We start from the raw sequence: 21,353 nt of genomic DNA, 5'->3' as shown, positions 1-21,353 counted from the left end.
GTCCTGAACTGCACGGCAGCGTGCGCGCCCCAGAGTAACCGTGAGCCGGGCGGTCTCGCGACGCGGACGCCCACCGGGCACACTCACTCCGCCGATTCGGGCTCGGCCCGTCCATGCCGATCTCGGGTGTGTGTCTTCACCAGAATGCTGCACGGACGCCAACGGCCCCATGCTCGCCTCCAGCGGTCCACGATCATGGTGGGCATCACGACACCGAAGGCCTGCACTGGCCGGCGGCCTTATGCTCGCGTCCAGGTAACCCGAGCGAGAGAGGGGAGCGATGAAGGGGTCGCATGCGTACGCGTCGATGCCGATCGACGCGCTCTACCGGTGGTTCGCGGGTGAAGCCGATCCGACCTCGCCGGTCTGGGGTGCGCTGTGCCGCTGGATCGCCGGCGACGAGGCCCTGTGCGCCCGTCTCGACGCGTTGCCCGGCGGCAAGCGGCAGCCGAACCTGTTCCTGGCCGCGCTGCGCTATCACGGCGCCCCCACCCTGGAGGGCGGGCCTGCCTTCGCGGCCTGGGTCGACGCCCACTGGGACGCGCTACGCGCCACCATCCTGGCCCGGTTCACTCAGACCAACGAACCGGGGCGCTGCGCGGTGCTGGCGCCGATCCTGGCGAGCCTGCCGCAGCCGATCGCGCTGCTGGAGGTGGGGGCGTCGGCCGGTCTGTGCCTGATCCCTGACCGCTACCGCTACCGGCAGCCCTGGGGAGACGTGATCGCGACAGGGGCCACCGTTGCGCCGGCCTCGTGCCGGCCAGCGGGCCGATCTGGTCTGGTGCTCGACTGCGCCATGACCGGACGCCCGCCGGGCAACCCCGCCGATCTGGTGATCGCCCACCGGGCAGGACTGGACGCTCATCCGCTGGCGGCCGCCGATCCCGGCGACGCACGCTGGTTGCGGGCGCTGGTCTGGCCCGGTGAGCACGCACGCGAGGCGCGGCTCGCGACCGCTCTCCAGATCGCGGCGTCCGACCCGCCGCCCGTTCGTACCGGGCGGCTTCCCGAGGATCTGGACGCCTTCCTCGCCGAGGGTCTCGCTGCCGCGGAGGCCGCCGGTGCGACCCCCGTCCTGATGCACTCGGCCACGCTGGCCTACCTGCCGCGCGACGAGCGGGACGCCGTCGTCGAGACCATCGGTGCCAGCGGCGTCCGCTGGTTGTCGTTCGAGGGGCCGAGCGTCGTCACCTCGCTGCGCGGACGCCTGCCGGACGACCCGCGCCCACATTTCATCGCGGCGCTCGACGGTGAACCGGTCGCCCGCTGCAGCCCGCACGGCGGTTGGGCCGACTGGCTGGACGGCGTCCCAGTTGGAGCGCCCGATCCGCGCTGATTAGGGTATGCGGGTGACTGACCTGCGCTGGAGCGCCGTCCTGTTCGACTTCGACGGCACGCTCGCCAACACCATCCCGCTGATCATCGGATCCTTCCGGTGGACGCTCGCCGAGTACGACCTGCCGCCCGCCGACGACGCGACGATCCGCTCCTGGATCGGGCGCACCCTGCCCGACGTGTTCACCGAACTCGCCGGGACCGACGAGGTCGACGAACTGATGGCCGGCTACCGGGCCTGGCAGTTGGAGAACCATCACCTGCTGCAGACCTACCCGGGCATGGACGCCCTGCTGGCCAGGCTGGCGGATGCGGGCGTGCCGCTGGGGATCGCGACCTCGCGGCGGCGCGACAGCGCCGAGCACCTGATGCGGGTGGCCGGCCTGGACGGCAGCCTTCCGCTGCTGGTCGGCCTGGAGGACACCAGTGCCCACAAACCGGACGCCGCCCCGCTGCTGCTGGCCGCGGAACGGATCGGTGCCGACCCGTCGGGTGCAGTGTACGTCGGGGACGCGGTCGTCGACCTGCGCGCGGCCCAGGCCGCGGGCATGACCGGTGTGGGCGTCACCTGGGGGGCCGGCCTCCCCGGCGACCTGCGCGCCGAAACGAGCTTGGCCGTGGTGGACACGGTCACCGAGCTCACCATGGCGCTGGCCGGCTGAGCACCGCGGGAACGGGCCAGCCGGCCAGCGCCGGAACGAGGGGAAGGGCGTTCAGTCCCACTCCCAAACCATCGAGTAGACACCCGGCTTGGCATCGGTCCACACGTGCTGCGCCTGGGTGCCGCTGAGCGGGACGCTCACGGTCGTGGTCGGTGCGTCGTCGTCGTCCATCGAATCCTGGACGCCGGCGAGCACCCGGCTGGGCAACGCGTCCGGATGGAAGTGGATGACCATCGTCAGCGTCTTCAGGGCGTTGGACACCGCGCGCAGCAGGCGAAACGACGGCATCGCCGTCGGGGTGGTCGTCACCCGGTAGTCGGACGCGAACAGGTCGCCCCGCTGCATGCAACGGTTCGCCTTCATCTCGGCGATGAGCAGATGCCGCTCGGGATAGTCGACGATCTCGCCGACCTCGCATCCCATCAGGGCCTCGATGGCCTGGTCGGTGGGAACCTGGGCGTCCTGCTCGCTCACGACCGCCCAGCGCGGCACGCCGGAGCGTTCGGCCCGCCAGATGACGCGCATCTCGTGGTGCGACTCGGATCGATCGGCCGTAACGGTGAGGTGGTCCTGGTGTGCGACGCGGGTGAGTTCACCCTGCATGTCGATACCGAGGTCTCCGATCACCTGCGCGACGAGGTCGCGCGCGGGCATCACCTTTTGCCATTCGAACACCTCACGACGGGTGCGCCCGTCGGCGGTGTACGTGTGCTGGGTCAGGTGTCCGGGGTCGAGATTGAGGATGCGTTCGAGCTCCACCAGAGTGTGGAAGCTGCGGGAACGGGTCGGAAGCGAGCGCCCCGATTGCCAGTAACTCAAGGTGGCAATACTCACGGGCACGCCCGCCTTGTCCAAATGCGTGCGGATGCGCTCCAAGGAGAGCCCGCGGGCTTGGATGGCGGCGGTCAGGATCTCTGCGAACGTTGGGGGGGATTCATTCACGGGCCTATTGTCGCAGGAAATTGCTGGAGATGTTTCATGTGAACATCCCCGTGAACAACCACCGGTCTCAGATGGGCTCCACCAAGCCGAGTTCGTAGGCCCGAACGACGGCCTTGAGGCGCGAGGGCACCTTCATTTTCGTCATGATCGCGGAAACGTGAGTCTTGACGGTGGATTCCGACAGGAATAGCTCGCCGGCGATTTCGGTATTGCTGTATGCGGCGCACAGCAGGCGCAGGATCTCGAGCTCGCGCGGGCTGAGGCCCAAGTCGGCGGGCGGCGGCGTCGGGCGCGCGGTTCGCTGGCTGAGCAGCAACGACGTGATCGGCCCGGGCGAAACGACCGAGGTTCCCTGCATGACGGCGCGGATCGCGTCCACCAATGCGGACGGCGAGGTGTCTTTGAGGAGGAAGCCGTTGGCGCCCGCTTTCAGGGCGTCGCGCACGACGTCGTCCTCGTCGAAGGAGGTGATCACCAGGATCTTGACCTGGGGCAGGCGCGCGCGCAGGGCCGCCGTCGCCTCGATGCCGCTCATCCGCGGCATGCGCACGTCCATGATGACCACGTCGACCGGGTCTGCGGTGATCTTCTCGACCGCCTCGGCGCCGTCGGTGCATTCGTGCCGCACCACGAAACCGTCCGCGGCGTCGAGGTAGGCCCGTAGCGCGGTCCGGACGATGGCGTCATCGTCCACGAGTGCTACGAACACCGTCTGCTCCATGTGGGCCATTATCACCTGATCTGTCGGTTTTTGCTTAACTTGGTGTGCCTTGTGGACGCCACGCCCGTCACACGCTGCTTTCCAGCGGAATCCGGGCTCGCAGGATCCAGGTGCCGCCGACGGCGTCCGCCTCCAGTTCGCCGCCCAGCGCCTCCAGCCGCTCCGCCGCCCCCACGAGGCCAAGGCCGAGGCCGGTGGCCCGGCCTTGGGTGTCACCGGCGCTGATCTGGTTGGTGAAGACGGCCTCCACGGCGTCGTCGTGGATGTCGAGGAGGAGCTGGCATGTGCCGCGAGCAGCGTACTTGACCATATTGGTGGTCGCCTCGAACACCAGCTTGGCGAGTGCCTCGCGCACCGAGGTCGGCAGCGTGTCGGGGTCGACCTCGATGCTGGTCTGCAGTTTCAGGCCGTGGGCGGCGAGTTCGGCCTGCTGCTCGCGGATCATCTGGTTCGGGGGCACGATGTGCCGTAGCTCTTGTTCGGTCGGCTCCAGGTCCGGATCGTTGCGCCGCAGCGCTTCCATCATGCCGCGGAGGTCGCGCACCGAGCGGCGCCCGGTGGAGATGATGAAGTCGAGGTCGTCGATCAGTTCGGGATCGGTGCTGCGCAGCTTGATCTGTTCGGCGCGCATGATCATCGTGGCCGTGGCGTAGGAGACGGTGTCGTGCAGGTCACGGGCGATGCTGCGGCGCTGGCTGCGCAACGCCTGCCCTCGTAGTTGGGCCTGACGACGGCTTTCGCTGCGCAGCCGGTCGATCGAGCGTCCGGTCACCCAGGCCAGGCCGGTCACCAGGGTCCAGATCATGGCGGTCTGCGCGATCTCGAGGGGGTCGTGCGCCTGGGGGATGGTCCAGGCCAGCCCGCCGACGAGGTAGATGAACGCCGACGCGTCGCGCAATGAGCGCTGCCCGTGGGCGCCGTTGGACACGATCGGGATGAACAGCGCGACGAGCGTCGTGGTGGGCATGATCCGGCTCATGCTGAGCAGGAGCAGGCAGGCGCCGACACCGATCGTGCCGATCCGCGGCCACCGTCCGGTGACGCCGGCGAAGATGCACATCAGGGTACTGACGAACGCGAAATGGGCCGGGACCACGCCCTCGGAGGGGAAGAACTCGCTGTAGATCAGGATGACCAGGCTGATCATCGCTTCCGGGGCGCCCGCCATGCCGAGGCGTCCCATCCATTCGGGCAGCTGAAAGCGGTGCGGCTCTGCGTGCTGGCCGATCGCGGTTGTCATGGCACCAGTTTGACATGCCCGCGGGTCCACCTTAGGGCCTCCTACTTTGGTACGGGGCGCTCGGCACCTTTTCCTGATGGTGACCCCGAGGTCCTTCAATTAACGTAGGTGGCGTCCCAACCCCGGGAGATAAGGAGCCAGAAGATGGGCCGTGTGCCCGACGCCATTGTCATCGCATGTACGGTGGCCGGCGCAGCAGCAGGTCTTCTCATCGGGCTCCTCGTCGGTAGTCCAGCCGCCTTTGCCGCAGTCGGCTCTATGGTTGGAATCATCGTGGGTAGTTTGCTGACAGTCCTCGCCCCCAGGACGCCGCGCCCCACAGGTTCCGTCTATTCTCAGGATCACTGACGATAAGGCACGCGGGGCGCCCTGATCGCGAGTCAGGGGCGCCCCGCTGGCTTTCCAGAACTTGTCCGTCTGTCCCTTCGATGTACTTGTTGTTCTCTCCTCTTTCTGTTTTTCGCTCGTGTTGTTGTTCTCTGTGATCCTTCGGGGTCGATCGAGACGATTGGCCCCGGTTCGTGTTTCCTGTTTCCCGGCCCCGTGGTCGCTCTCTCCCTGGCCAATGAAGGCTGGGCAACAGGGACGCGGTGGGCGGGCGCCGTCGTGGTGTCGGCGGGTGTGGTGCCGTCGGGTCGTCGCTCAGGGCGATCGGTGCCAGGACATGGATCAGCCCGGCCTGCGGGGGGCGCTGGCCGGGCTGATCGAAGCTAGTGGTTTGGGGGGTTGTTTGGTGTTGCTTGGGGGTCTAGATCGTTGGGGGTTCTAGATCGTGTTGAAGGACTGGCGTCGGGTCGCGGTCAGGTCTGGGGGGCAGACGGTGACCGTGAGGATCAACGGCAGAAAATCGGAAGGATGTTGCACGCCCACCGAGGAACCATCAACATGTTGACGTTCGCGACGCCCACGTTGCTCAAGACAAGTCCACTGACCACTGCGACGATGATGCTCTTCATATTCTCTCCCCTAACTTTGTTGAGAGAGCAATTACCCTGCCCTCACGTTTAGAATTATAAATCATCCTGCTGGTGTATCCCATCGGTGAAAGGTACTAGTCGGGTCGTCCGAAGGTGTGGTTCGCCCCGGCGTGCCCGGCGCTGCCGAGGGCGGGCCGGCCACTCGCGACAGGAAGACCTCAACATTATGACGCAAGCGCCGGGTCCTCGCGTCCGGATCGAGCGTCTCCGGCAGGCGTCCGCCCCCGGTGGCCCGTCGCAGGCCACGCAGGTAGAGCGAGCAGGCGAGATCGGCGCAGATGTAGGTGCCGACGGTGTTGTGATCGAGCCCGGCCTTGCCCGCGCGCCGGGCGACCATGAGCACGGCGCCCTCGCCACGGTGTTGCGTGCAGCACAGGTTGCACAGGGCATGGCGTCCGCGCGGGCGTACCGACGGCAGCCGCAGCGTGACCCCCGCCAATCCCCAGCCGGTCTCGGCGACCAGATAGCCCCGATCAGGCAGCTGAGGATCGGTCCATCCCAGATAGTCGAGTGAATCCCACAAGGTGGCGTCGAACCACCAGGGCAACTCCAGGCGCGCCAACTCGGGCTCGGTGGCGTTGATGAAGCTGGTACGGACCTCGTCCGGACTGAGGGCTCTCATGCCTCCAGTCTGCCTCTGTGGCCTTGCCGTCAGGCGAGCGGCGCCAGCAGTTCGTCGATCCGCTCGGGGCCGAGGATGCCGACCTGGGTGGCCCGGATGATGCCCTGGGCGTCGATGAACCAGTGCACAGGGATGCCGTTGACGCCCCACGCGGACGCCAGTGCCTTGTCCGGGTCGGGCACATGGTCGTAGGTGAGGCCCAAGGCGTCGGCGAACGACCTCACGGCGGCGGCGTCCTCGCCGAGGTACACACCCACCACCTGGACGCCGGCCCGCTGAGCGCGATGTGCCGCCTCGATGTCGGGCGCCTCCACGCGGCAGGGGGCGCACCAGGTAGCGCCGAAGGTCAACCACACCGGACGCCCACGCAACTCCGACAGCGAGAGGGTGCGCCCGTCGGCGGTGAGCGCGGTGAAGTCCGGCGCAGGCGTCCCCACCTTGGGGGCCGGCCGGGCACCGTCGACGACCACCTGCGCGACACCGAACTCCGAGCCGCCGTAGCTGGTCGGCCGGGTGATCCACCACCCGCCGCCCACGACGATCCCGACGACGACCGCGATCGCCAGCAGGGTGCGCCACTGGCTGCCGGCGGGGCGTTCCTCGACCGTGGTGTGTTCGCCGGGACGCGGGGAGGCTGGTGCGCTCATGACTGGGTGCTCCGATCAGGCGTAGCTGTGCAGGCCGCCGAAGAAGAGGTTGCCGAAGTAGGTGAACAGGATCGCCAAGAAGCCGAGGATCAGCAGCCAGGCCGCGCGGCTGCCGCGCCATCCTCGCACGACGCGGGCGTGCAGGTAGGCGCCGTAGATCAGCCAGGTGACCAGCGCCGAGGTCTCCTTTGGGTCCCAGCTCCAGTAGCGGCCCCAGGCGATATTGGCCCACAGCGCGCCGAGGATGATCATGATGGTCAGCAGCGGAAAAGTGATCACCACTGCGCGGTAGCCGATCTCGTCGAGCAGGTCCTCGTGCGGCAGGCCGCGCAGGGTCAGCTTGGGCCGCAGCAGGTACAAGATGGCCGCTCCGGCCGAGACGCCGGCGGCTCCGTAGGCGACCACGGCGGTGATCACGTGCAGGGTGAGCAGCAGATGGTTCTGCAGCGCGGGCATCAGCGGGCGCGCCTCGGCTCCTACGGTGGAGGCGTACAGCAGCATGACCAGGCCCAGCGGCAGCACCATCAGGCTGAGCGCACGGACGCCGTAGCGGCGCTCGAAGAACACGTAGGCGGCGGTGATCCCCCACGCGAACGAACAGGCGAACTCGTACTGATTAGCGAACGGCGCGTGGCCGGTGCTGATCGAGCGGACGATCAGCGCCACCGTCATGCTGGCCAGTGCCACCTCGACCGCGCGATCGGCGGCCCAGGCCACGCCTCGCTGGGGCGCGGTCGCCGGTGTGGTCGCCGGGCCGTAGGGTGCGTCGAGATCCGAGGCGGGACTCATCGGCGAGACGGGGTGCGAGCCGCCGCCGGCCCGTGCGGGTTTGCGGGCCGCGACCGCGGCCGGGCGGCGGTGCCGGGTGGCGACCACGAACACGTTCACCACGAGGGCGACCGCGATCAGCGCGGTCGCGGCGGCGAGCAGGGAGCGGGACAGTTCGAGCATGGCGATTACCTCTTCTTCGCGGGCGCGGAGGCGGTGTGGGGCAGGGACGCGACGAGCGCGTGCACGGAGCGCTCGAAGGTGACGTCGTGGCGGTCGGGCGAGGCCAGGGTGACGCGGGTGCCGGAGCCGGCGGGCTCCAGGCGGATCCACAGGCGGTGGTGCCGCAGGAACATCGTCCAGCACGTGCCGATGGCCAGCAGCGCGCTGCCCACCCACACCCACACCGCACCTGGATCGCGGCTGAGCATCAGGCCGGTGAACTGGCGCTCGCGCTCGAAGGTGAGCTCGAAACCGCCGCCGGTGACCGGCTCTCCCGGGGCGAGCAGTGCGGCGAACGAGGGTGTCTCGGCGCCGGGCGGGTAGACCTCGACGCGCGCCTTGCCGGCGGGGATGTCGGCGGCGACCTGCCCGGACGCGGGGGTCATCAGGTAGATCTGCGTGCCGTCGGCCAGTTCGGTCTTGCCGTAGGAGTAGCGCTTGTCACTGGTTTGGTACTGCAGGGCGATCGCGTTGTCGAGCACCGCGGCGCCCGCGGCGTCGCGGACGGACAGGTCGGCGGCGATCCCGAAGAAGGCCTGGTTGAGCGACCAGCCGTTCCAGCGCAGCGGGGCGTTCACCCGGACGGTCTGCTGGGCGACGAGTTGCCCCTCGCTGTACAACGCGAGTTCGCTGACGTAATCGGACGGCGAACCGTCGGGGTTGTAGGAGTCGCTGAACGCGACCGCCTCGACGGCCAGGTTCGTGCCACGGCCCACCTCGACGCGCTTGCCGACCGGCACGGTCAGGTCGTCGTAGCGGAACCCGAACGTGGAGGTGACGAATACGCCGATCAGGATGACCACGAAGGCGGTGTGTGCGATCAGCGTGCCGCCGGGGGCGAACCGGTTCTTGTCGGCATAACGGGGGACGCCGTCGGCGTCCGCGATCACCCGGTACCGCGCGCGGAGCAGCGCCGACTTCACCGCGGCGGCGGCGGTGCCGGCGTCCGCTTCGAGGAGGGCGGAGGCGTTGACCCGGGCGTGGTCGAAGAAGGTGGGGCGGACGTGCACGTGCGGCTTCATCGCCTGGGCGTACAGGGTGGGCGTCCGGTGCGTGGTGCAGGCGATGATGCTGAGCGCCAGCGCGATGGTGACCGCCTTGAACGGAATCGAGCCGAACATGGTGAAGATCCCCAGTACCGCGAGCATGCTCGTCCAGCCGCCGTAGCGCGGGCGCAGGTCCTCCAGCCAGGTGGCCATGTAGTCGGGGTTCTCGGCGACCCCGCCAGGAGCCTGGGGGAACAGGACGCCGAGCATGGTCAGCAGGGTCATCGCGAGGATCAGGAACAGCCCGAAACGCTTGTTGTAGAACAGCGCGTAGATGCGGTGCAGCAGCTCCGCGACGCCGATGTCGTGCTGGTCGTGGCCCGGCCGTGGCTCGGGGGCGTCCGCCGGGGGAGTCTGCGGCTGCATGTCGAGGCTCATGGCGTCCCTTTCAGCGGCTCGGGGTGGGCGACGGCGTGCTGCCCGGAACCCCGGAGTCCAGCGCGGACAGGTGCTTGCCGACCGTGATCGCCATGTCCGAGCTGGGATCGATGTCGATCACCCGCTGCCAGGCGGCTTCGGCCCGCTGATCGTCGGGCGGGTCGAGACTCAGGTAGAGGAAGCCGAGGTTGTACCAGGGCTCGGCGCTGGTCGGTGCGAGCACGGCCGTCTTCAGCCACACCTTCTCGGCCTCGGCGAAGTCGGAGCCGGAGTAGAGCGCAACGCCCAGAATCAGCAGGTTGTCGACGTCGTCGGGGTTCAGCTCGACGAGCTTGGCCTGCCAGCGCGCCGACTCGGCGTACTCGCCGACCCGGTAGTACTCATGGGCGATCGCACGCAGACTCTCGGCGTCCTTCGGGTTCTGTTCGACTTTCGCCTTCCAGGCCGCGACGGACGCCTCATCGAGCGGGCGTGCGGTGGCGGTGGGCTGCGTCATGCCCTCCAGCGACGGGTGCCCCGGTGGCAGCGCCGCACTGGACGGCTGACCCATCTGCCAGACCGAGAAGATGATGCCGATCCCGAAGGCGAGCGCCACCAGCACGAACAGCGTGCGCGGACGCCGCCGCCTGGGCGTCGTGGACGCCTTGCCGGCCGGTGAGGCCGCCGGGGCGGCGGACGTGGTGGGCCTGGGCTCGGCGGGAGTACCGTCCAATGCCTCGACGTCGGCGTAGGTGCCGTCGTCGTCGTGGGCGCGAGTCATCGTTGCTCCTCGTGGGGGGCCGGGTGATAGCCCTACCCACCCTCGTCATTGTTCTCCTACGCTCTGTCGTAGGCCATCCGTCGCGGGTCATGCTTTCGGTAGAGGCGCCGCGGCCGCGGTGTATCCAACGGCACAGCGGCGGCAAAAGGAACGGGGAGCGAGGTCACCCTTCCTCGCTCCCCGTCCGTCCGCCGGACTTCGACCCCTAGGTCCGCTTGTCCGGTGCCATGGTGGGCTGGCCCTGCGGTGCTTGCGCCGGCGGGCCAGCCGGTTCGTAATTGACGCCGCGCAGCGCCATCTGGCCGCGACGGGAGGCGTCGGTCACATCGTTGAGCAACCGGTTGGTGTAGGCCGGTGCGTGGAAGCCACGGCTGTTCTCGCTGACCACGTAGTCCAGGAAGAACTGCGCCTTGCGCTGGTAGCCGCGGGCGGCGTCGAGGCGGTCGGCCGGCGTGCCGTCCTTCGTGGCCGCCTCGATGTCGTAGATGAGCGCGGTCAGGGCGTCGAAGGCGACGTCCTTGGTGTGCTCGTAGGTGTCGTGGATCTTGGTGACGCGCTCGCGCATCTCCTGCTCAGAGGTGTTGTGGCAGGTCAGGCAGGAGGCGTTGATCGTCTCGTCGCTGCGCATCGGGCTGGCGATCTGGTGATCGCTGACCTTCGCGGCGCCCTCGCGCTTGTACGGCATGTGGCAGTCGGCGCAGGTCACGCCCGAGGAGGCATGGACGCCTTGCGCCCAGGTCTCGAAGTCGGGGTGCTGGGCCTTGACCGCTTTGCCGCCGGTGAGCTTGTGGGTGAAGTCGGTCCAGCCGATCTCGTCGTAGTACTTCAGGGCATCGTCGGCGGTCAGGCCGTGCTTCCACGGGAAGGTGAGGGTCTTGTCGTCGCCGGCGAAGTAGTACTCGACGTGGCACTGGGCACACACGTAGGAACGCATCTCCTGCGCGGTGGCCATCGTGTTGACGTCGTAGTCCTTGATGCCCTGGCCCGCCTTGTACGCGGCGATGCCGATCTCGAACGCCGGGCGGGTGACGCGCAGCGCCATCGTCTTCGGATCGTGGCAGTCGATGCAGGCCACCGGGTGCTTGGCCAGCTGGGTGGCCTCCTGGTAGCTCATCTTGTTCATCGCGTGCCAGCCGGCCGTCTGGTCGCCGTTGCCGAGGGTGTCCATCACCTCGACGGTGGAGGCATGGCAGTTGAGGCAGGCGCCCGGCTGCTTGAACTGCGGGCTGGTGACGCGCTTGGTGAGCCGCTGGTCCTCCAGCATGTAGGCGTGACCGCGCGGGTGCCGGTAGTCGGTCGAGAAGGCGTAGCCCTGCCACATGGTGACCAGCCTCGGGTCCTGCTCGATCTTGCTGTGCGCGACGATGGTGCGCGGATCGGTGTCGGTGGGCTGCTGCACCTGCTGGTCGTCGTTCTCCATCTGCGCTGTCGCGCGCCACCCCTCGTACTGCAACGGGAAGTTCTGGCCCCAGGTCGCGGGGTCGTAGCTGGTCGCGGTGAGCTCGGTCACCCGGAAGTACGGGTTCTGGGCTTCGCCGCGTTTCTCGAAGATCGAGATCAGCAGCGAAGCGATGCCCACCGTGACGAGGGCGCCCGCCACGAGGAACGCGGCCGCGAGCAGCAGGCGGTTCTTCTTCTTGGATTCACTGGCCATAGGTGCTCACCTCATGTGCCCCACGTCGGCGTGACACTGGAGACAGTCGATCTGGTTGTTGTGGGTGGTCATGCGCGGTTCTTCGATGTCGGAGACGATGGCGGCGTGACAGTGCAGGCAGTTCTCGCGTGCGATGTCACGGTTCATCTCGCGGATCTTGATGTTCTCCGGGTAGTCGCCCGTGGTGAACTTCACCGCGTGCCAGAACCCGTTGTCGGCCTTGTTCAGGTACTTGTGAACGATGTTGTCGTGGGGTGAGTGGCAGTCGTTGCAGCCGGCGACGGCCTTGTGGCTGCCCTTGGCCCAGCTGTTGTACTGCTCGTTCATCGCGTGACACTGGTTACAGGTGGCCGGATCGTTGCCGAAGTAGGCCCACCCGCCGGCATAGCCGAAGGTGAAGATGGCGATGCCGAACAGGATGCCGACCAGCCCGCCGCTGACGATGATGAAGGCACCCTTGACGCGGCTGAACAGCGACGATGCGGACTTCTGGCCGGCCATGCGGGAACCTCCTCTCGGCGCGCAACTCTCCTGTCTCCTACATAGTGTCGTGGTGGCTGCGGCGCCGATATCTGCCGGGAGGTAGAAAAGCGGCACACCCCGTGCCGATGGATACAGTGCCCCTCACCCCGTGGGCGGACGCCGCTGCGCGCCGCCGTCCGGCGTGGGGCGGGCTCAGCTGCGCGGCAGCCCCAGCCCGTGGCGGACGATGTAGGCGGCGGCCTGGATCCGGTTCTCCAGCCCCAGCTTGGACAGGGCATGGTGCACGTGGTTCTTCACCGTGCCCTCGGTGATCGACAACACGACGCCGATCTCCTTGTTGGACAGCCCGTCGGCGACCAGGCGCAGCACCTCCAGTTCGCGGCGCGACAGATCGCCCTCCGGTGCGCTCGGCACGGCCGGCGTCCGGCCCGCATCGCGCACCGCGGTGAGCAGGCGTCCGACCAGGGCGGCGGAGACCGGCGCCTCGTCGCGCATCGCCGCGCGCAGCATGGCGTAGAGCTCGTCGGGGTGCAGATCCTTCAGCAGGTAGCCGTGGGCGCCGAGTTTGATGGCCTCCATCAGGTGATCGTCGTGCTCGGAGACGGTGAGCATCACGATGCGGGCGTCCGGCACCAGTGCGCGCAGCCGGCGGGCTGCGGCGATCCCGTCCATGACCGGCATCTCGACGTCCAACAGGACGATGTCGGGCTGCAGCGACTGGGCCAGTTCGATCGCCTCGATGCCATTGCCGGCCTGCCCGACCACGACGAGGTCGGGCTGTTCGTCGAGCAGATGCGCGATCGCGCGGCGGAACAGCGGCAGATCGTCGGCGATCAGGATGCGTGCCGGACGCGGCAGCAAGGCGTCCGTCATGCGGTCGCCTCGGCAGGGTGTGCGGACGCCGCGACGCCGCGGCCGGGCACGCGTACGGTCACCCGGGTGCCGCGCCCCGGAGCCGAGTCGACGTGCAGGCCCCCGCCGGCCGCCTCGGCACGCTCACGCATCGACGTCAGGCCGAAGCCATCGCCGGAGAGGGCGTCCGCGGGTTCGAAGCCGACGCCGTCGTCGGCGACGGTGCACTCGACCTGGTGAGGCAAGGCGCGCACGGTGACCGTGGCCCCGGAGGCGCCGGAGTGCTTGCGCACGTTGGTGAGCGCTTCCTGGATGATCCGGACCACCTGGATCTCCGCGCAAGGCGCCAGGCAGGGCTCGGCGCCGGTGTGGACGACCAGGCTGGTGGGGACGCCGCTGGTGCGGGAGAAGGTGGCGACGTAGGCGCGCAGGTGCTCCAGCAGGGTGCGGTCGGGGTTGGTGGACTCGCGCAGGGCGAGAATCGCCTCGCGGACATCCGCGTACGCCTCGTGGCACAACTCGGCCAGGTCGAGCACCTCGCGATGGGCGGGTTCGTCGGCGCGCACCGACGGCCGCGCCGCCAGGGCGTGCAGTCTCAGATGGGCCACCCCGAGCACCTGGGCGAGGCTGTCGTGCAGTTCGCGGGCGATCCGCTCACGCTCAAGCAGCGCGGCGGCGCGCATTCGCTCATCGAGGCTCATGCCTGTCCTTGGGTGTGAGGGCGGAGACTGAGTCCGACTCAGTGTAGTAGTGATTCCGCGACGGTGCTCGCGTTTGGGTGTGTGGTGTTCGCGCCGTGCCCGGGCTGGGCGTTTGGGTCAGGCGTCCGGGGTGGTGGCGCTCGCCTCGGCGGAGCCGGCCGGCTTGGCGGGCGGTGCGGGGTCGGTGCGCTCATGCTCCTCGATCCACTCCGAGTCGCATCCCGGGCAGCGGTAGACCGGCGCCCCCTCGACGCGCCGATCGGTCTCGATCTCGCCGCACGCGTCCTCGCACGGGTACGACACCAGGAAACGGGCCATGGCGTCCATGGTGCCCCACCCGGCGCGATCCCGCCCCCGGCGTTGGCCCACAATGGAAGGCATGGGAGCAGGACACAGCCATGGGCCGGCGGCCCGAATCGAGATCCCGCGCCTGGCGAGACTCGCCAGCGTCGTGCTGCTGGTGGTGGTGGCGGTGCTGACCGTGGTCGGCGTGGTGACGCTGTGGCCCGGCGAACGTCCGGCGCTGAGCGCGTCGGTGTCGGGCCCGGCCGCCTCGGTGGCGGCCATCGACGGTGGCGTTGTGACCGCGCTCGAACCATGTGAGGGCGTCGATCCCTCGATGATCACCTCTCCGCAGCACGCCTGCCTGGTCGCCGCGGTCGAACTCACCTCCGGTGCGCAGAGCGGAAAGGTCGTGCCGGTGGAGTTGATCGGCACCTCCGCGCTCAGCGGGGTCACCGTCGGCGACGGCGTCCAGGTGACCGACGTGGGGTCGCCCGGGCAGAGCGTCTACGCGCTCGTCGTCGTCGACCGGTTGGCGCCGCTGGCCTGGTTCGCGCTGGCCTTCGTCGCCGTCGTCATCGCCGTCGCCGGATGGAAGGGGGTGCGGGCGCTGATCGGGCTGATCGTGGCGGGTGCGGTCTTCTTCGGCTTCATGCTTCCCGCGCTCGCGACCGGACGCCCCGCACTCGCCGTCGCTTTGGCCGGCGGCTCGGCGATCATGTTCGCGGTGCTCTACCTGGCCCACGGCATCTCGATGCGCACCACCTCGGCGTTCGTGGGCACCATGGTGAGCCTGCTGGTGACCGCCGGACTGGGCACGCTCGGCGTCCAGGCCGCCCGGTTGAGCGGCTTGTCCAGCGATGAGAGCATCGCGCTGGCCTCGCAGAGCGAAGGGCTCTCGTTCACCGCGTTGCTCACCGCCAGCCTGGTGATCGCGGGCCTCGGCGTCCTCAACGACACCACCATCACCCAGTCGTCGGCGGTCTGGGAACTGCGCGCCGCCGGCCCCCAACTGACCCGCTGGGACCTGTTCACCTCGGGCATGCGCATCGGACGCGACCACATCGCGTCCACCATCTACACGATCGTGTTCGCCTACGCCGGCGCCGCGCTCGCCACCTTGGTGCTGCTCGCGTTCTACGAGCAGCCGCTGGGGTTGCTGCTGTCCACCGAACAGTTCGCCGAGGAGATCGTCCGCACCATCGGCACCGGCATCGGCCTGATCCTCAGCGTCCCGCTCACCACCGGCGTTGCCGCCCTCACCGTCGGTGGCCCCGCGGACTCCGACCCCGTGCACGCCCACTGATTCGCGCCCGGTGTGGAGGGCAGCCCTGTTGAGTCTTCACTTTGTGGGGTCTCCACAAAGTCTTGCGCAGGGCGTTGGGCCTGGAGCGGTTGAATCGCTCGCGGTGCCCACAAGACCCGCGCGTCACGTCGCGCGAACGCGTCCCGGGGTGGGACATTCGTCCTCAGCTCTCCGCCCGAGGGCTGTCCGTTCGCGCCAGGAGGTCCCATGTTCAAGCGCATCGCCATCGTCAACCGCGGTGAAGCCGCCATGCGGCTCATCCACGCCGTCCGCGAGTTGAACGCGGAACGGCGAGGCGCCGAACCGGTCACGGTGATCGCGCTGTACACCGACGCCGAGCGTTCGGCCATGTTCGCGCGCGAGGCCGACGAGGCCTACCCGCTCGGGCCGGCGTCCGAGCGGCCCTACCTCAACCACGACCTGCTGGCGCGCGTGCTCACGCAGGCGAAGGCGGACGCCGTGTGGGTGGGCTGGGGATTCGTCGCCGAGGATCCGGCCTTCGCCGACCTGATGGCCTCTCTCGGCATCACCTTCATCGGTCCCTCGGGCGACGCGATGCGCCAGCTCGGCGACAAGATCGGCAGCAAGATCCTCGCCGAGTCCGCCGGCGTCCCGGTCGCGCCCTGGTCGAACGGCGGCGTCGACACCCTCGAGGACGCCATCGAGGCCGCCGAACGGATCGGCTACCCGTTGATGCTCAAGGCCACCGCGGGCGGCGGCGGCCGGGGCATCCGCAAGATCGAGAGCGCCGGCGACCTGCGCGAGGCGTTCCAGCGCACCTCAGACGAGGCGCTGCGCGCCTTCGGCTCGGGGGTGTTGTTCCTGGAGAAGCTGGTCACCGGCGCCCGGCACGTCGAAGTGCAGCTGATCAGCGACGGCGAGCAGGCGTGGGCGCTCGGCGTCCGGGATTGCACGGTGCAGCGCCGCAACCAGAAGGTCATTGAGGAATCCCGCTCGCCGCTGCTCACGCCCGGCCAGGTCGCGCTGGTGTGCCGTTCGGCCGAACGGCTGGCGCGCATGGTCGGCTACCAGGGCGCGGCCACCGTCGAGTTCCTGTACCAGCCGCAGCGGGCCGAGTTCGCCTTCCTGGAGGTGAACACCCGGCTGCAGGTCGAGCACCCGATCACCGAGGTAGCCACCGGGTTCGACCTGGTCAAGGCCCAGATCCGGATCGCGGCGGGCGAGAAGCTGCCCGCGCAGCGGCCCGCCGAGGACGGCCACGCCATCGAAGCGCGGCTGAATGCCGAGGACGCCGACCGCGATTTCGCCCCCGCCCCCGGCCGGATCGCCCGGCTCGATCTGCCAGCCGGCCCCGGCATCCGGGTGGACACCGGCTTCGCCGAGGGCGACACGATCCCGGCCGACTTCGACTCGATGGTCGCCAAGATCATCGCCTTCGGACGCCGCCGCTCGGTGGCGCTGGCCCGCCTGCGCCGCGCGCTGGCCGAGACCACCGTCGTCATCGAGGGCGGCACCACCAACAAGAGCTTCATCCTGGAATTGCTGGAGCGCGACGAGGTGATCGGCCCGGACGCCGGCGAGGAGCAGGACCGCTGGTCGCCGACCCCCCAGGCGCACGACCATGCCGCGCCCGCGCGCGTCGGCTGGGCCGACACGGGCTGGATCGACCGCGCCCGCGCCGAGGGCGATCTGGTCGCCGACGCGCACGCCGGGGTCGCCCTGGTGGTGGCCGCCATCGAGGCCTACGAAGAGACCACCGCGCTCGAAATGGAGCGGCTGCTCGAGACCGCGCACGGCGGGCGTCCGCAAACCCAGCACAAGTCCGGCATCCAGGTCGACCTCAAACTGCGCGGCACCGTGCATGCGGTCACCGCGCTCGCCGTCGGGCCCGACCGCTACCGGGTCGTCGTCGACGGCGTCACCTGCGAGGCCGACATGATCCGCATCGACGACGTGCACGGCCGGGTCGTCGTCAACGGCACCCGCTACCGGGTGGTGTCGGCGACCCATGGCCCTGTGCATCACATCGAGATCGAGGGCGTCACCCATCGGGTCTCCCGCGATGAGGGCGGCGTGCTGCGTTCGCCGGCGCCCGCGCTCGTGGTGGCCACCCCGGTCGCCGTCGGCGACGAGGTCGAGGCCGGCGCGCCGGTGATCGTGCTGGAGTCGATGAAGATGGAGACCGTGATCGGGGCGCCCTTCGCGGCGCGGGTGCGTGAGGTGCACGTGATCACCGGCTCCCAGGTCGAGACGATGGCGCCGCTGGTCCGCCTGGAGCCGCTCGGTGACGGTGACGACGAGGTGACCGGTGCCGCTGAGGCGGCCGTCGAACTGCCGGCCGCGCCCGCCGCGCAAGGAGCCGCCGAGCGCGCGCAGGCGCTGCGCGCGACTCTGTCGGCGATCCTGCTGGGCTACGACACCGAGTCCGGTCCCGCCGTGCTGCGCGCCTACCTGGCCGCCCGCGACGAGGTGCGGGCCGCCGGCGGCGACGTGCTCGGCCCCGAGACCCAACTGATCGAACTGTTCGCCGACCTGGCCGAACTGAGCCGCAACCGGCCGATCGGCGAGCAGGTCAACACCGAACTGCGGGTGCATTCCGACCGCGAGCACTTCCACCGCTTCCTCACCACGCTGGACGCCGACCGCGCCGGCCTGCCCGCCCAGTTCGTCGAACGGCTCACCCGCGCCCTGCGCCACTACGGGGTCGACTCGCTCGACCGGACGCCTGCCCTCGAGCAGGCCGTGTTCCGGATCTTCCTCGCCCAGAAGCGGGTCGCCTCCGACCTGCCGATCGTGCTCGGCGTCCTCGACCGCTGGATCACCGAACCCGCCCCGGACGCCGAACGTGCGGCGTCCGCCCGCGCTCAGCTGGAGCGCCTGGTGCGCGCCACCCAGCTGCGCTTCCCGGCTGTTGGCGACCTGGCCCGCTCGGTGCGCTTCCGCTGGTTCGACCAGCCCTTGGTGGACGCCGAACGCGCCTCGGTGCTCGCCGGTGTCGGCGACGAGGTAGCCGCGCTGGCCGCCGACCCGGCGGCGTCCGACTACGCCCCCCGCGTCGCCGCGCTGGCCGCGATCCCCGAATGGACGGCGAACGTCCTGGCCGACCGGCTCGGGCGGGGTATCAGCGCGTACGAGCCGATGCTGGAGGTGCTGCTGCGCAAGTACTACGCCGACTTCCACCTCGCTGACGTGGACCGCACCGAGGCGTCCGGGCGGCCCGTCGTGACCGCGCGCTACCGCCTCGACGGCCAGCCCCGCCGATTCGTGTCGACCATCGCCGGCGTCGATGAGCTGCGTCCCGACGGCCCGGTCGCGGCCGTGCTCGCGGACGCCGTGGCCGCGCGGGCGGCGTCGGAGGTGGTCGTCGCCGAACTGTACGTGCGCTGGCCCGAGACGCCCGACCCGGCCACGGTCGGCTCCGACCTGCTCGCCCTGCTCGACGGCTGGGCCTGGCTGGACGGCGTGCACCGGATCACCGTCGCCGCGTGCGCGGCTGACGGCAGCGTCGAATACCGCACCTTCCGCAACGAGGGCGAAGGGCCGGTCGAGGACGTCAAGGTGCGCGGCATGCACCCGATGTCGGGCCGTCGGCTCGACCTGTGGCGTCTGCGCGAGTTCGACGTCACCCGGCTGCCCGCCCCCGAGGACGTGGTGCTCTATGAGTGCGTCGCCCGCAGCAATCCCGGTGACCGGCGCCTGGTCGCGATGGCGCAAGTGCGCCAGCTCGCCGCCGTCCGCGACGACGAGGGCAACCTGATCGGGCTGCCGCACGCCGAGCGCGCCGTCGAGAACTGCCTCGAGGCGATCCGGCGGACCCGGTCCGGGCGGGGCGCGGCGGGCAGCAAGCTCGACACGAACCACGTCTGGGTGCATGTCTGGCCCGAGGTCGATCTTGAGTTCGCCGACATCGCCCGGCTGCAGCACAAGATCACGCCGTTGTCGGACGGCGCCGGCATCGAAGAGGTGCTCTGCCAGGGCCGGTTCGTCCGCGACGGCGCGCTGGTGCCGATGGCGGTGCGCTTCCACGCCCAGCCGGGCGCCGGGGTGACCGCCTCGGTGAGCGCGCCGCCCACCGAGCCGCTGAAGCCGTTCGACGACTACGCCGGCAAGGTGCTGCGCGCCCGCCGCCGCGGCCTGGTGTACCCCTACGAACTGTCCGGCACGCTGGCCGGCCCGGGCGGTTCGCTCGTCGAGCTCGACCTGGACGCCTCGGGTGCACTGGTCGAGGTGGACCGGGCGCCGGGGCTGAACAAGGCCGGTCTCATCGCGGCCAAGGTGACCACCAAGACGCCGCTCTACCCCGAGGGCATCACCCGGATCGTGCTGTGCGGCGACCCGACCAAGGGCCTCGGCGCGGTCGCCGAGCCCGAGTGCGCGCGGGTGATCGCGGCCATCGACCTGGCCGAATCCTTGGGCGTCCCGCTGGAATGGTTCACGCTGTCTTCTGGTGCGCGGATCTCGATGGAATCCGGCACCGAGAACATGGACTGGGTGGGTGCCGCGCTGCGGCGGATCATCGAGTTCACCCAGGCCGGCGGCGAGATCAACGTGGTGGTGGCCGGCATCAACGTCGGCGCCCAGCCGTACTGGAACGCCGAGGCGACCATGCTGATGCACACCAAGGGCATCCTGGTGATGACGCCCGATTCGGCGATGGTGCTGACCGGCAAGCAGTCGCTCGACTTCTCCGGTGGCGTCTCCGCCGAGGACAACTTCGGCATCGGCGGCTACGACCGGGTGATGGGACCCAACGGGCAAGCGCAGTACTGGGCGCCCAACCTGGCGGCGGCGCTTGGCGTCCTGATGGCGCACTACGAGCACACCTATGTGGCGCCGGGCGAGTCCGGGCCGCGCCGGGCGGCCACCACCGACCCGGTCGACCGCGACGTGTCGGACTACCCGCATACGGTGGAGGGCTCCGATTTCAGCACGGTCGGGCAGATCTTCTCGCCGCTGCACAACCCGGACCGCAAGAAGGCCTTCGACATCCGCACCGTGATCGCGTCGGTCTGCGACGCCGACCACCCGCGCGTCGAGCGCTGGGCGGGCATGGCCGAGGCCGAGACCGCGGTGGTGATGGACGCCCGCGTCGGCGGCTACTCGGCCTGCGTGCTCGGGGTGGAGTCCAAGCCGGTGCCGCGCGCCGGGTTCCCTCCCACCGACGGCCCCGACACGTTCACCGCCGGAACCCTGTTCCCGCGGTCGAGCAAGAAGGTGGCGCGGGCGATCAACGCGGCCTCGGGCAACCGGCCCCTGGTGGTGCTGGCGAACCTGTCCGGATTCGACGGCTCGCCCGAATCGATGCGCAACCTGCAGCTCGAATACGGCGCCGAGATCGGCCGGGCGATCGTGAACTTCGTCGGACCGATCGTGTTCGTGGTGATCTCGCGCTACCACGGCGGTGCGTTCGTGGTGTTCAGCAAGACCCTCAACGAGAACATGACGGTGCTGGCGATCGAAGGCTCCTACGCCTCGGTGATCGGCGGCGCGCCCGCCGCGGCGGTCGTGTTCGCCGGCGACGTGGGCAAGCGGACCTCCGCCGACCCGCGGGTCGTCGAGGTCGAGGAGCGGCTGCGCTCGGCCTCGGCGGCTGACCGGGCCGCGCTGCAGCTGGAGTTGGCCGATGTGCGGGCCGGCGTGCGGGCCGAGAAGATCTCCGAGGTCGCCGCCGAGTTCGACGGCGTGCACGACATCCACCGCGCGGTGCGGGTCGGTTCGGTCGACCGGGTGATCAGCCCCGCCGAGCTGCGGCCCGCGATCATCGCGACGATCGAGGCCTACCAGGCCTGACCAG

General features: G+C 69.6%; 17 protein-coding genes. 4 read left to right on the top strand and 13 right to left on the bottom strand.

Annotated features, from left to right (window positions below):
- Positions 1 to 280: 280 nt before the first annotated feature.
- Together QM708_RS07485 and QM708_RS07480 are read left to right on the top strand one after the other, a co-directional pair.
- Positions 281 to 1,336: a DUF2332 domain-containing protein gene (locus QM708_RS07485; protein WP_415106172.1), complete on the top strand. Its 1,056-nt coding sequence runs from the start codon at positions 281 to 283 to the stop codon at positions 1,334 to 1,336.
- 13 nt (positions 1,337 to 1,349) lie between these two features.
- The gene (locus tag QM708_RS07480) at positions 1,350 to 1,997 is read left to right on the top strand and encodes an HAD family hydrolase (protein ID WP_415106169.1); all 648 of its coding nucleotides are present in this window, start codon (positions 1,350 to 1,352) and stop codon (positions 1,995 to 1,997) included.
- Between the two features lie 51 nt (positions 1,998 to 2,048).
- Here QM708_RS07480 and QM708_RS07475 read toward each other — a convergent pair whose 3' ends face one another.
- The 13 genes from QM708_RS07475 to QM708_RS07415 all read right to left on the bottom strand — a co-directional run bounded on the left by QM708_RS07475 (position 2,049) and on the right by QM708_RS07415 (position 14,391).
- The gene (locus QM708_RS07475) at positions 2,049 to 2,939 is read right to left on the bottom strand and encodes a helix-turn-helix domain-containing protein (RefSeq protein ID WP_415106166.1); all 891 of its coding nucleotides are present in this window, start codon (positions 2,937 to 2,939) and stop codon (positions 2,049 to 2,051) included.
- 67 nt (positions 2,940 to 3,006) lie between these two features.
- Positions 3,007 to 3,660: a response regulator gene (locus QM708_RS07470; RefSeq protein WP_415106163.1), complete on the bottom strand. Its 654-nt coding sequence runs from the start codon at positions 3,658 to 3,660 to the stop codon at positions 3,007 to 3,009.
- A gap of 67 nt (positions 3,661 to 3,727) precedes the next feature.
- Positions 3,728 to 4,900: a sensor histidine kinase gene (locus tag QM708_RS07465; RefSeq protein WP_415106160.1), complete on the bottom strand. Its 1,173-nt coding sequence runs from the start codon at positions 4,898 to 4,900 to the stop codon at positions 3,728 to 3,730.
- A gap of 1,017 nt (positions 4,901 to 5,917) precedes the next feature.
- Positions 5,918 to 6,499, bottom strand: a complete 582-nt coding sequence (locus QM708_RS07460; RefSeq protein ID WP_415106157.1) for an FBP domain-containing protein — start codon at positions 6,497 to 6,499, stop codon at positions 5,918 to 5,920.
- Positions 6,500 to 6,528: 29 nt separating this feature from the next.
- Positions 6,529 to 7,146: a TlpA family protein disulfide reductase gene (locus tag QM708_RS07455; protein ID WP_415106155.1), complete on the bottom strand. Its 618-nt coding sequence runs from the start codon at positions 7,144 to 7,146 to the stop codon at positions 6,529 to 6,531.
- A gap of 15 nt (positions 7,147 to 7,161) precedes the next feature.
- On the bottom strand, positions 7,162 to 8,097 hold the full coding sequence (ccsB, locus tag QM708_RS07450; protein WP_415106152.1) for a c-type cytochrome biogenesis protein CcsB: 936 nt from the start codon (positions 8,095 to 8,097) through the stop codon (positions 7,162 to 7,164).
- A gap of 5 nt (positions 8,098 to 8,102) precedes the next feature.
- On the bottom strand, positions 8,103 to 9,560 hold the full coding sequence (locus QM708_RS07445) for a cytochrome c biogenesis protein ResB (protein ID WP_415106149.1): 1,458 nt from the start codon (positions 9,558 to 9,560) through the stop codon (positions 8,103 to 8,105).
- A 10-nt stretch (positions 9,561 to 9,570) separates the two neighbouring features.
- Positions 9,571 to 10,320 (bottom strand): tetratricopeptide repeat protein, encoded by a 750-nt coding sequence (locus QM708_RS07440; protein WP_415106146.1) that lies wholly within the window; start codon positions 10,318 to 10,320, stop codon positions 9,571 to 9,573.
- 205 nt (positions 10,321 to 10,525) lie between these two features.
- A complete protein-coding gene (locus QM708_RS07435) occupies positions 10,526 to 11,974 on the bottom strand; it encodes an ammonia-forming cytochrome c nitrite reductase subunit c552 (RefSeq protein WP_415106143.1) in 1,449 nt (482 codons plus the stop codon).
- Positions 11,975 to 11,980: 6 nt separating this feature from the next.
- The gene (nrfH, locus tag QM708_RS07430; protein WP_415106140.1) at positions 11,981 to 12,475 is read right to left on the bottom strand and encodes a cytochrome c nitrite reductase small subunit; all 495 of its coding nucleotides are present in this window, start codon (positions 12,473 to 12,475) and stop codon (positions 11,981 to 11,983) included.
- 174 nt (positions 12,476 to 12,649) lie between these two features.
- Positions 12,650 to 13,330 carry a response regulator gene (locus tag QM708_RS07425; RefSeq protein WP_415106137.1) on the bottom strand — a complete coding sequence of 227 codons (681 nt, stop codon included), beginning with the start codon at positions 13,328 to 13,330 and terminating at the stop codon, positions 12,650 to 12,652.
- Complete coding sequence (locus QM708_RS07420) at positions 13,327 to 14,010, bottom strand: sensor histidine kinase (protein ID WP_415106134.1); 684 nt, start codon at positions 14,008 to 14,010, stop codon at positions 13,327 to 13,329. Before QM708_RS07420 ends, QM708_RS07425 begins: the two co-directional genes overlap by 4 nt.
- Before the next feature lie 117 nt (positions 14,011 to 14,127).
- Complete coding sequence (locus QM708_RS07415) at positions 14,128 to 14,391, bottom strand: hypothetical protein (RefSeq protein WP_415106131.1); 264 nt, start codon at positions 14,389 to 14,391, stop codon at positions 14,128 to 14,130.
- Between QM708_RS07415 and QM708_RS07410 the strand changes: the two genes are divergently transcribed.
- Positions 14,390 to 15,598, top strand: coding sequence for a YibE/F family protein (locus QM708_RS07410; protein ID WP_415106128.1), 1,209 nt, complete (start codon positions 14,390 to 14,392; stop codon positions 15,596 to 15,598). The two genes, QM708_RS07415 and QM708_RS07410, sit on opposite strands and share 2 nt — an antisense overlap.
- Before the next feature lie 207 nt (positions 15,599 to 15,805).
- Positions 15,806 to 21,349, top strand: a complete 5,544-nt coding sequence (locus QM708_RS07405; protein WP_415106125.1) for a carboxyl transferase domain-containing protein — start codon at positions 15,806 to 15,808, stop codon at positions 21,347 to 21,349.
- Positions 21,350 to 21,353: the final 4 nt, after the last annotated feature.

This window comes from Propioniciclava sp., from assembly GCF_047602245.1.
Taxonomy (GTDB): Bacteria; Actinomycetota; Actinomycetes; order Propionibacteriales; family Propionibacteriaceae; genus Propioniciclava.
This window is presented reverse-complemented; position numbering and strand designations above follow the sequence as displayed.

Bases quoted from the DNA above. Each gene is read 5' to 3' on its own strand.
- QM708_RS07460 (WP_415106157.1), bottom strand. From the start codon at position 6,499: ATGAGAGCCCTCAGTCCGGACGAGGTCCGTACCAGCTTCATCAACGCC.
- nrfH (WP_415106140.1), bottom strand. From the start codon at position 12,475: ATGGCCGGCCAGAAGTCCGCATCGTCGCTGTTCAGCCGCGTCAAGGGT.
- QM708_RS07440 (WP_415106146.1), bottom strand. From the start codon at position 10,320: ATGACTCGCGCCCACGACGACGACGGCACCTACGCCGACGTCGAGGCA.
- QM708_RS07415 (WP_415106131.1), bottom strand. From the start codon at position 14,391: ATGCCTTCCATTGTGGGCCAACGCCGGGGGCGGGATCGCGCCGGGTGG.
- QM708_RS07425 (WP_415106137.1), bottom strand. From the start codon at position 13,330: ATGACGGACGCCTTGCTGCCGCGTCCGGCACGCATCCTGATCGCCGAC.
- ccsB (WP_415106152.1), bottom strand. From the start codon at position 8,097: ATGCTCGAACTGTCCCGCTCCCTGCTCGCCGCCGCGACCGCGCTGATC.
- QM708_RS07405 (WP_415106125.1), top strand. From the start codon at position 15,806: ATGTTCAAGCGCATCGCCATCGTCAACCGCGGTGAAGCCGCCATGCGG.
- QM708_RS07410 (WP_415106128.1), top strand. From the start codon at position 14,390: ATGGGAGCAGGACACAGCCATGGGCCGGCGGCCCGAATCGAGATCCCG.
- QM708_RS07455 (WP_415106155.1), bottom strand. From the start codon at position 7,146: ATGAGCGCACCAGCCTCCCCGCGTCCCGGCGAACACACCACGGTCGAG.
- QM708_RS07435 (WP_415106143.1), bottom strand. From the start codon at position 11,974: ATGGCCAGTGAATCCAAGAAGAAGAACCGCCTGCTGCTCGCGGCCGCG.
- QM708_RS07445 (WP_415106149.1), bottom strand. From the start codon at position 9,560: ATGAGCCTCGACATGCAGCCGCAGACTCCCCCGGCGGACGCCCCCGAG.
- QM708_RS07485 (WP_415106172.1), top strand. From the start codon at position 281: ATGAAGGGGTCGCATGCGTACGCGTCGATGCCGATCGACGCGCTCTAC.
- QM708_RS07465 (WP_415106160.1), bottom strand. From the start codon at position 4,900: ATGACAACCGCGATCGGCCAGCACGCAGAGCCGCACCGCTTTCAGCTG.
- QM708_RS07420 (WP_415106134.1), bottom strand. From the start codon at position 14,010: ATGAGCCTCGATGAGCGAATGCGCGCCGCCGCGCTGCTTGAGCGTGAG.
- QM708_RS07470 (WP_415106163.1), bottom strand. From the start codon at position 3,660: ATGGAGCAGACGGTGTTCGTAGCACTCGTGGACGATGACGCCATCGTC.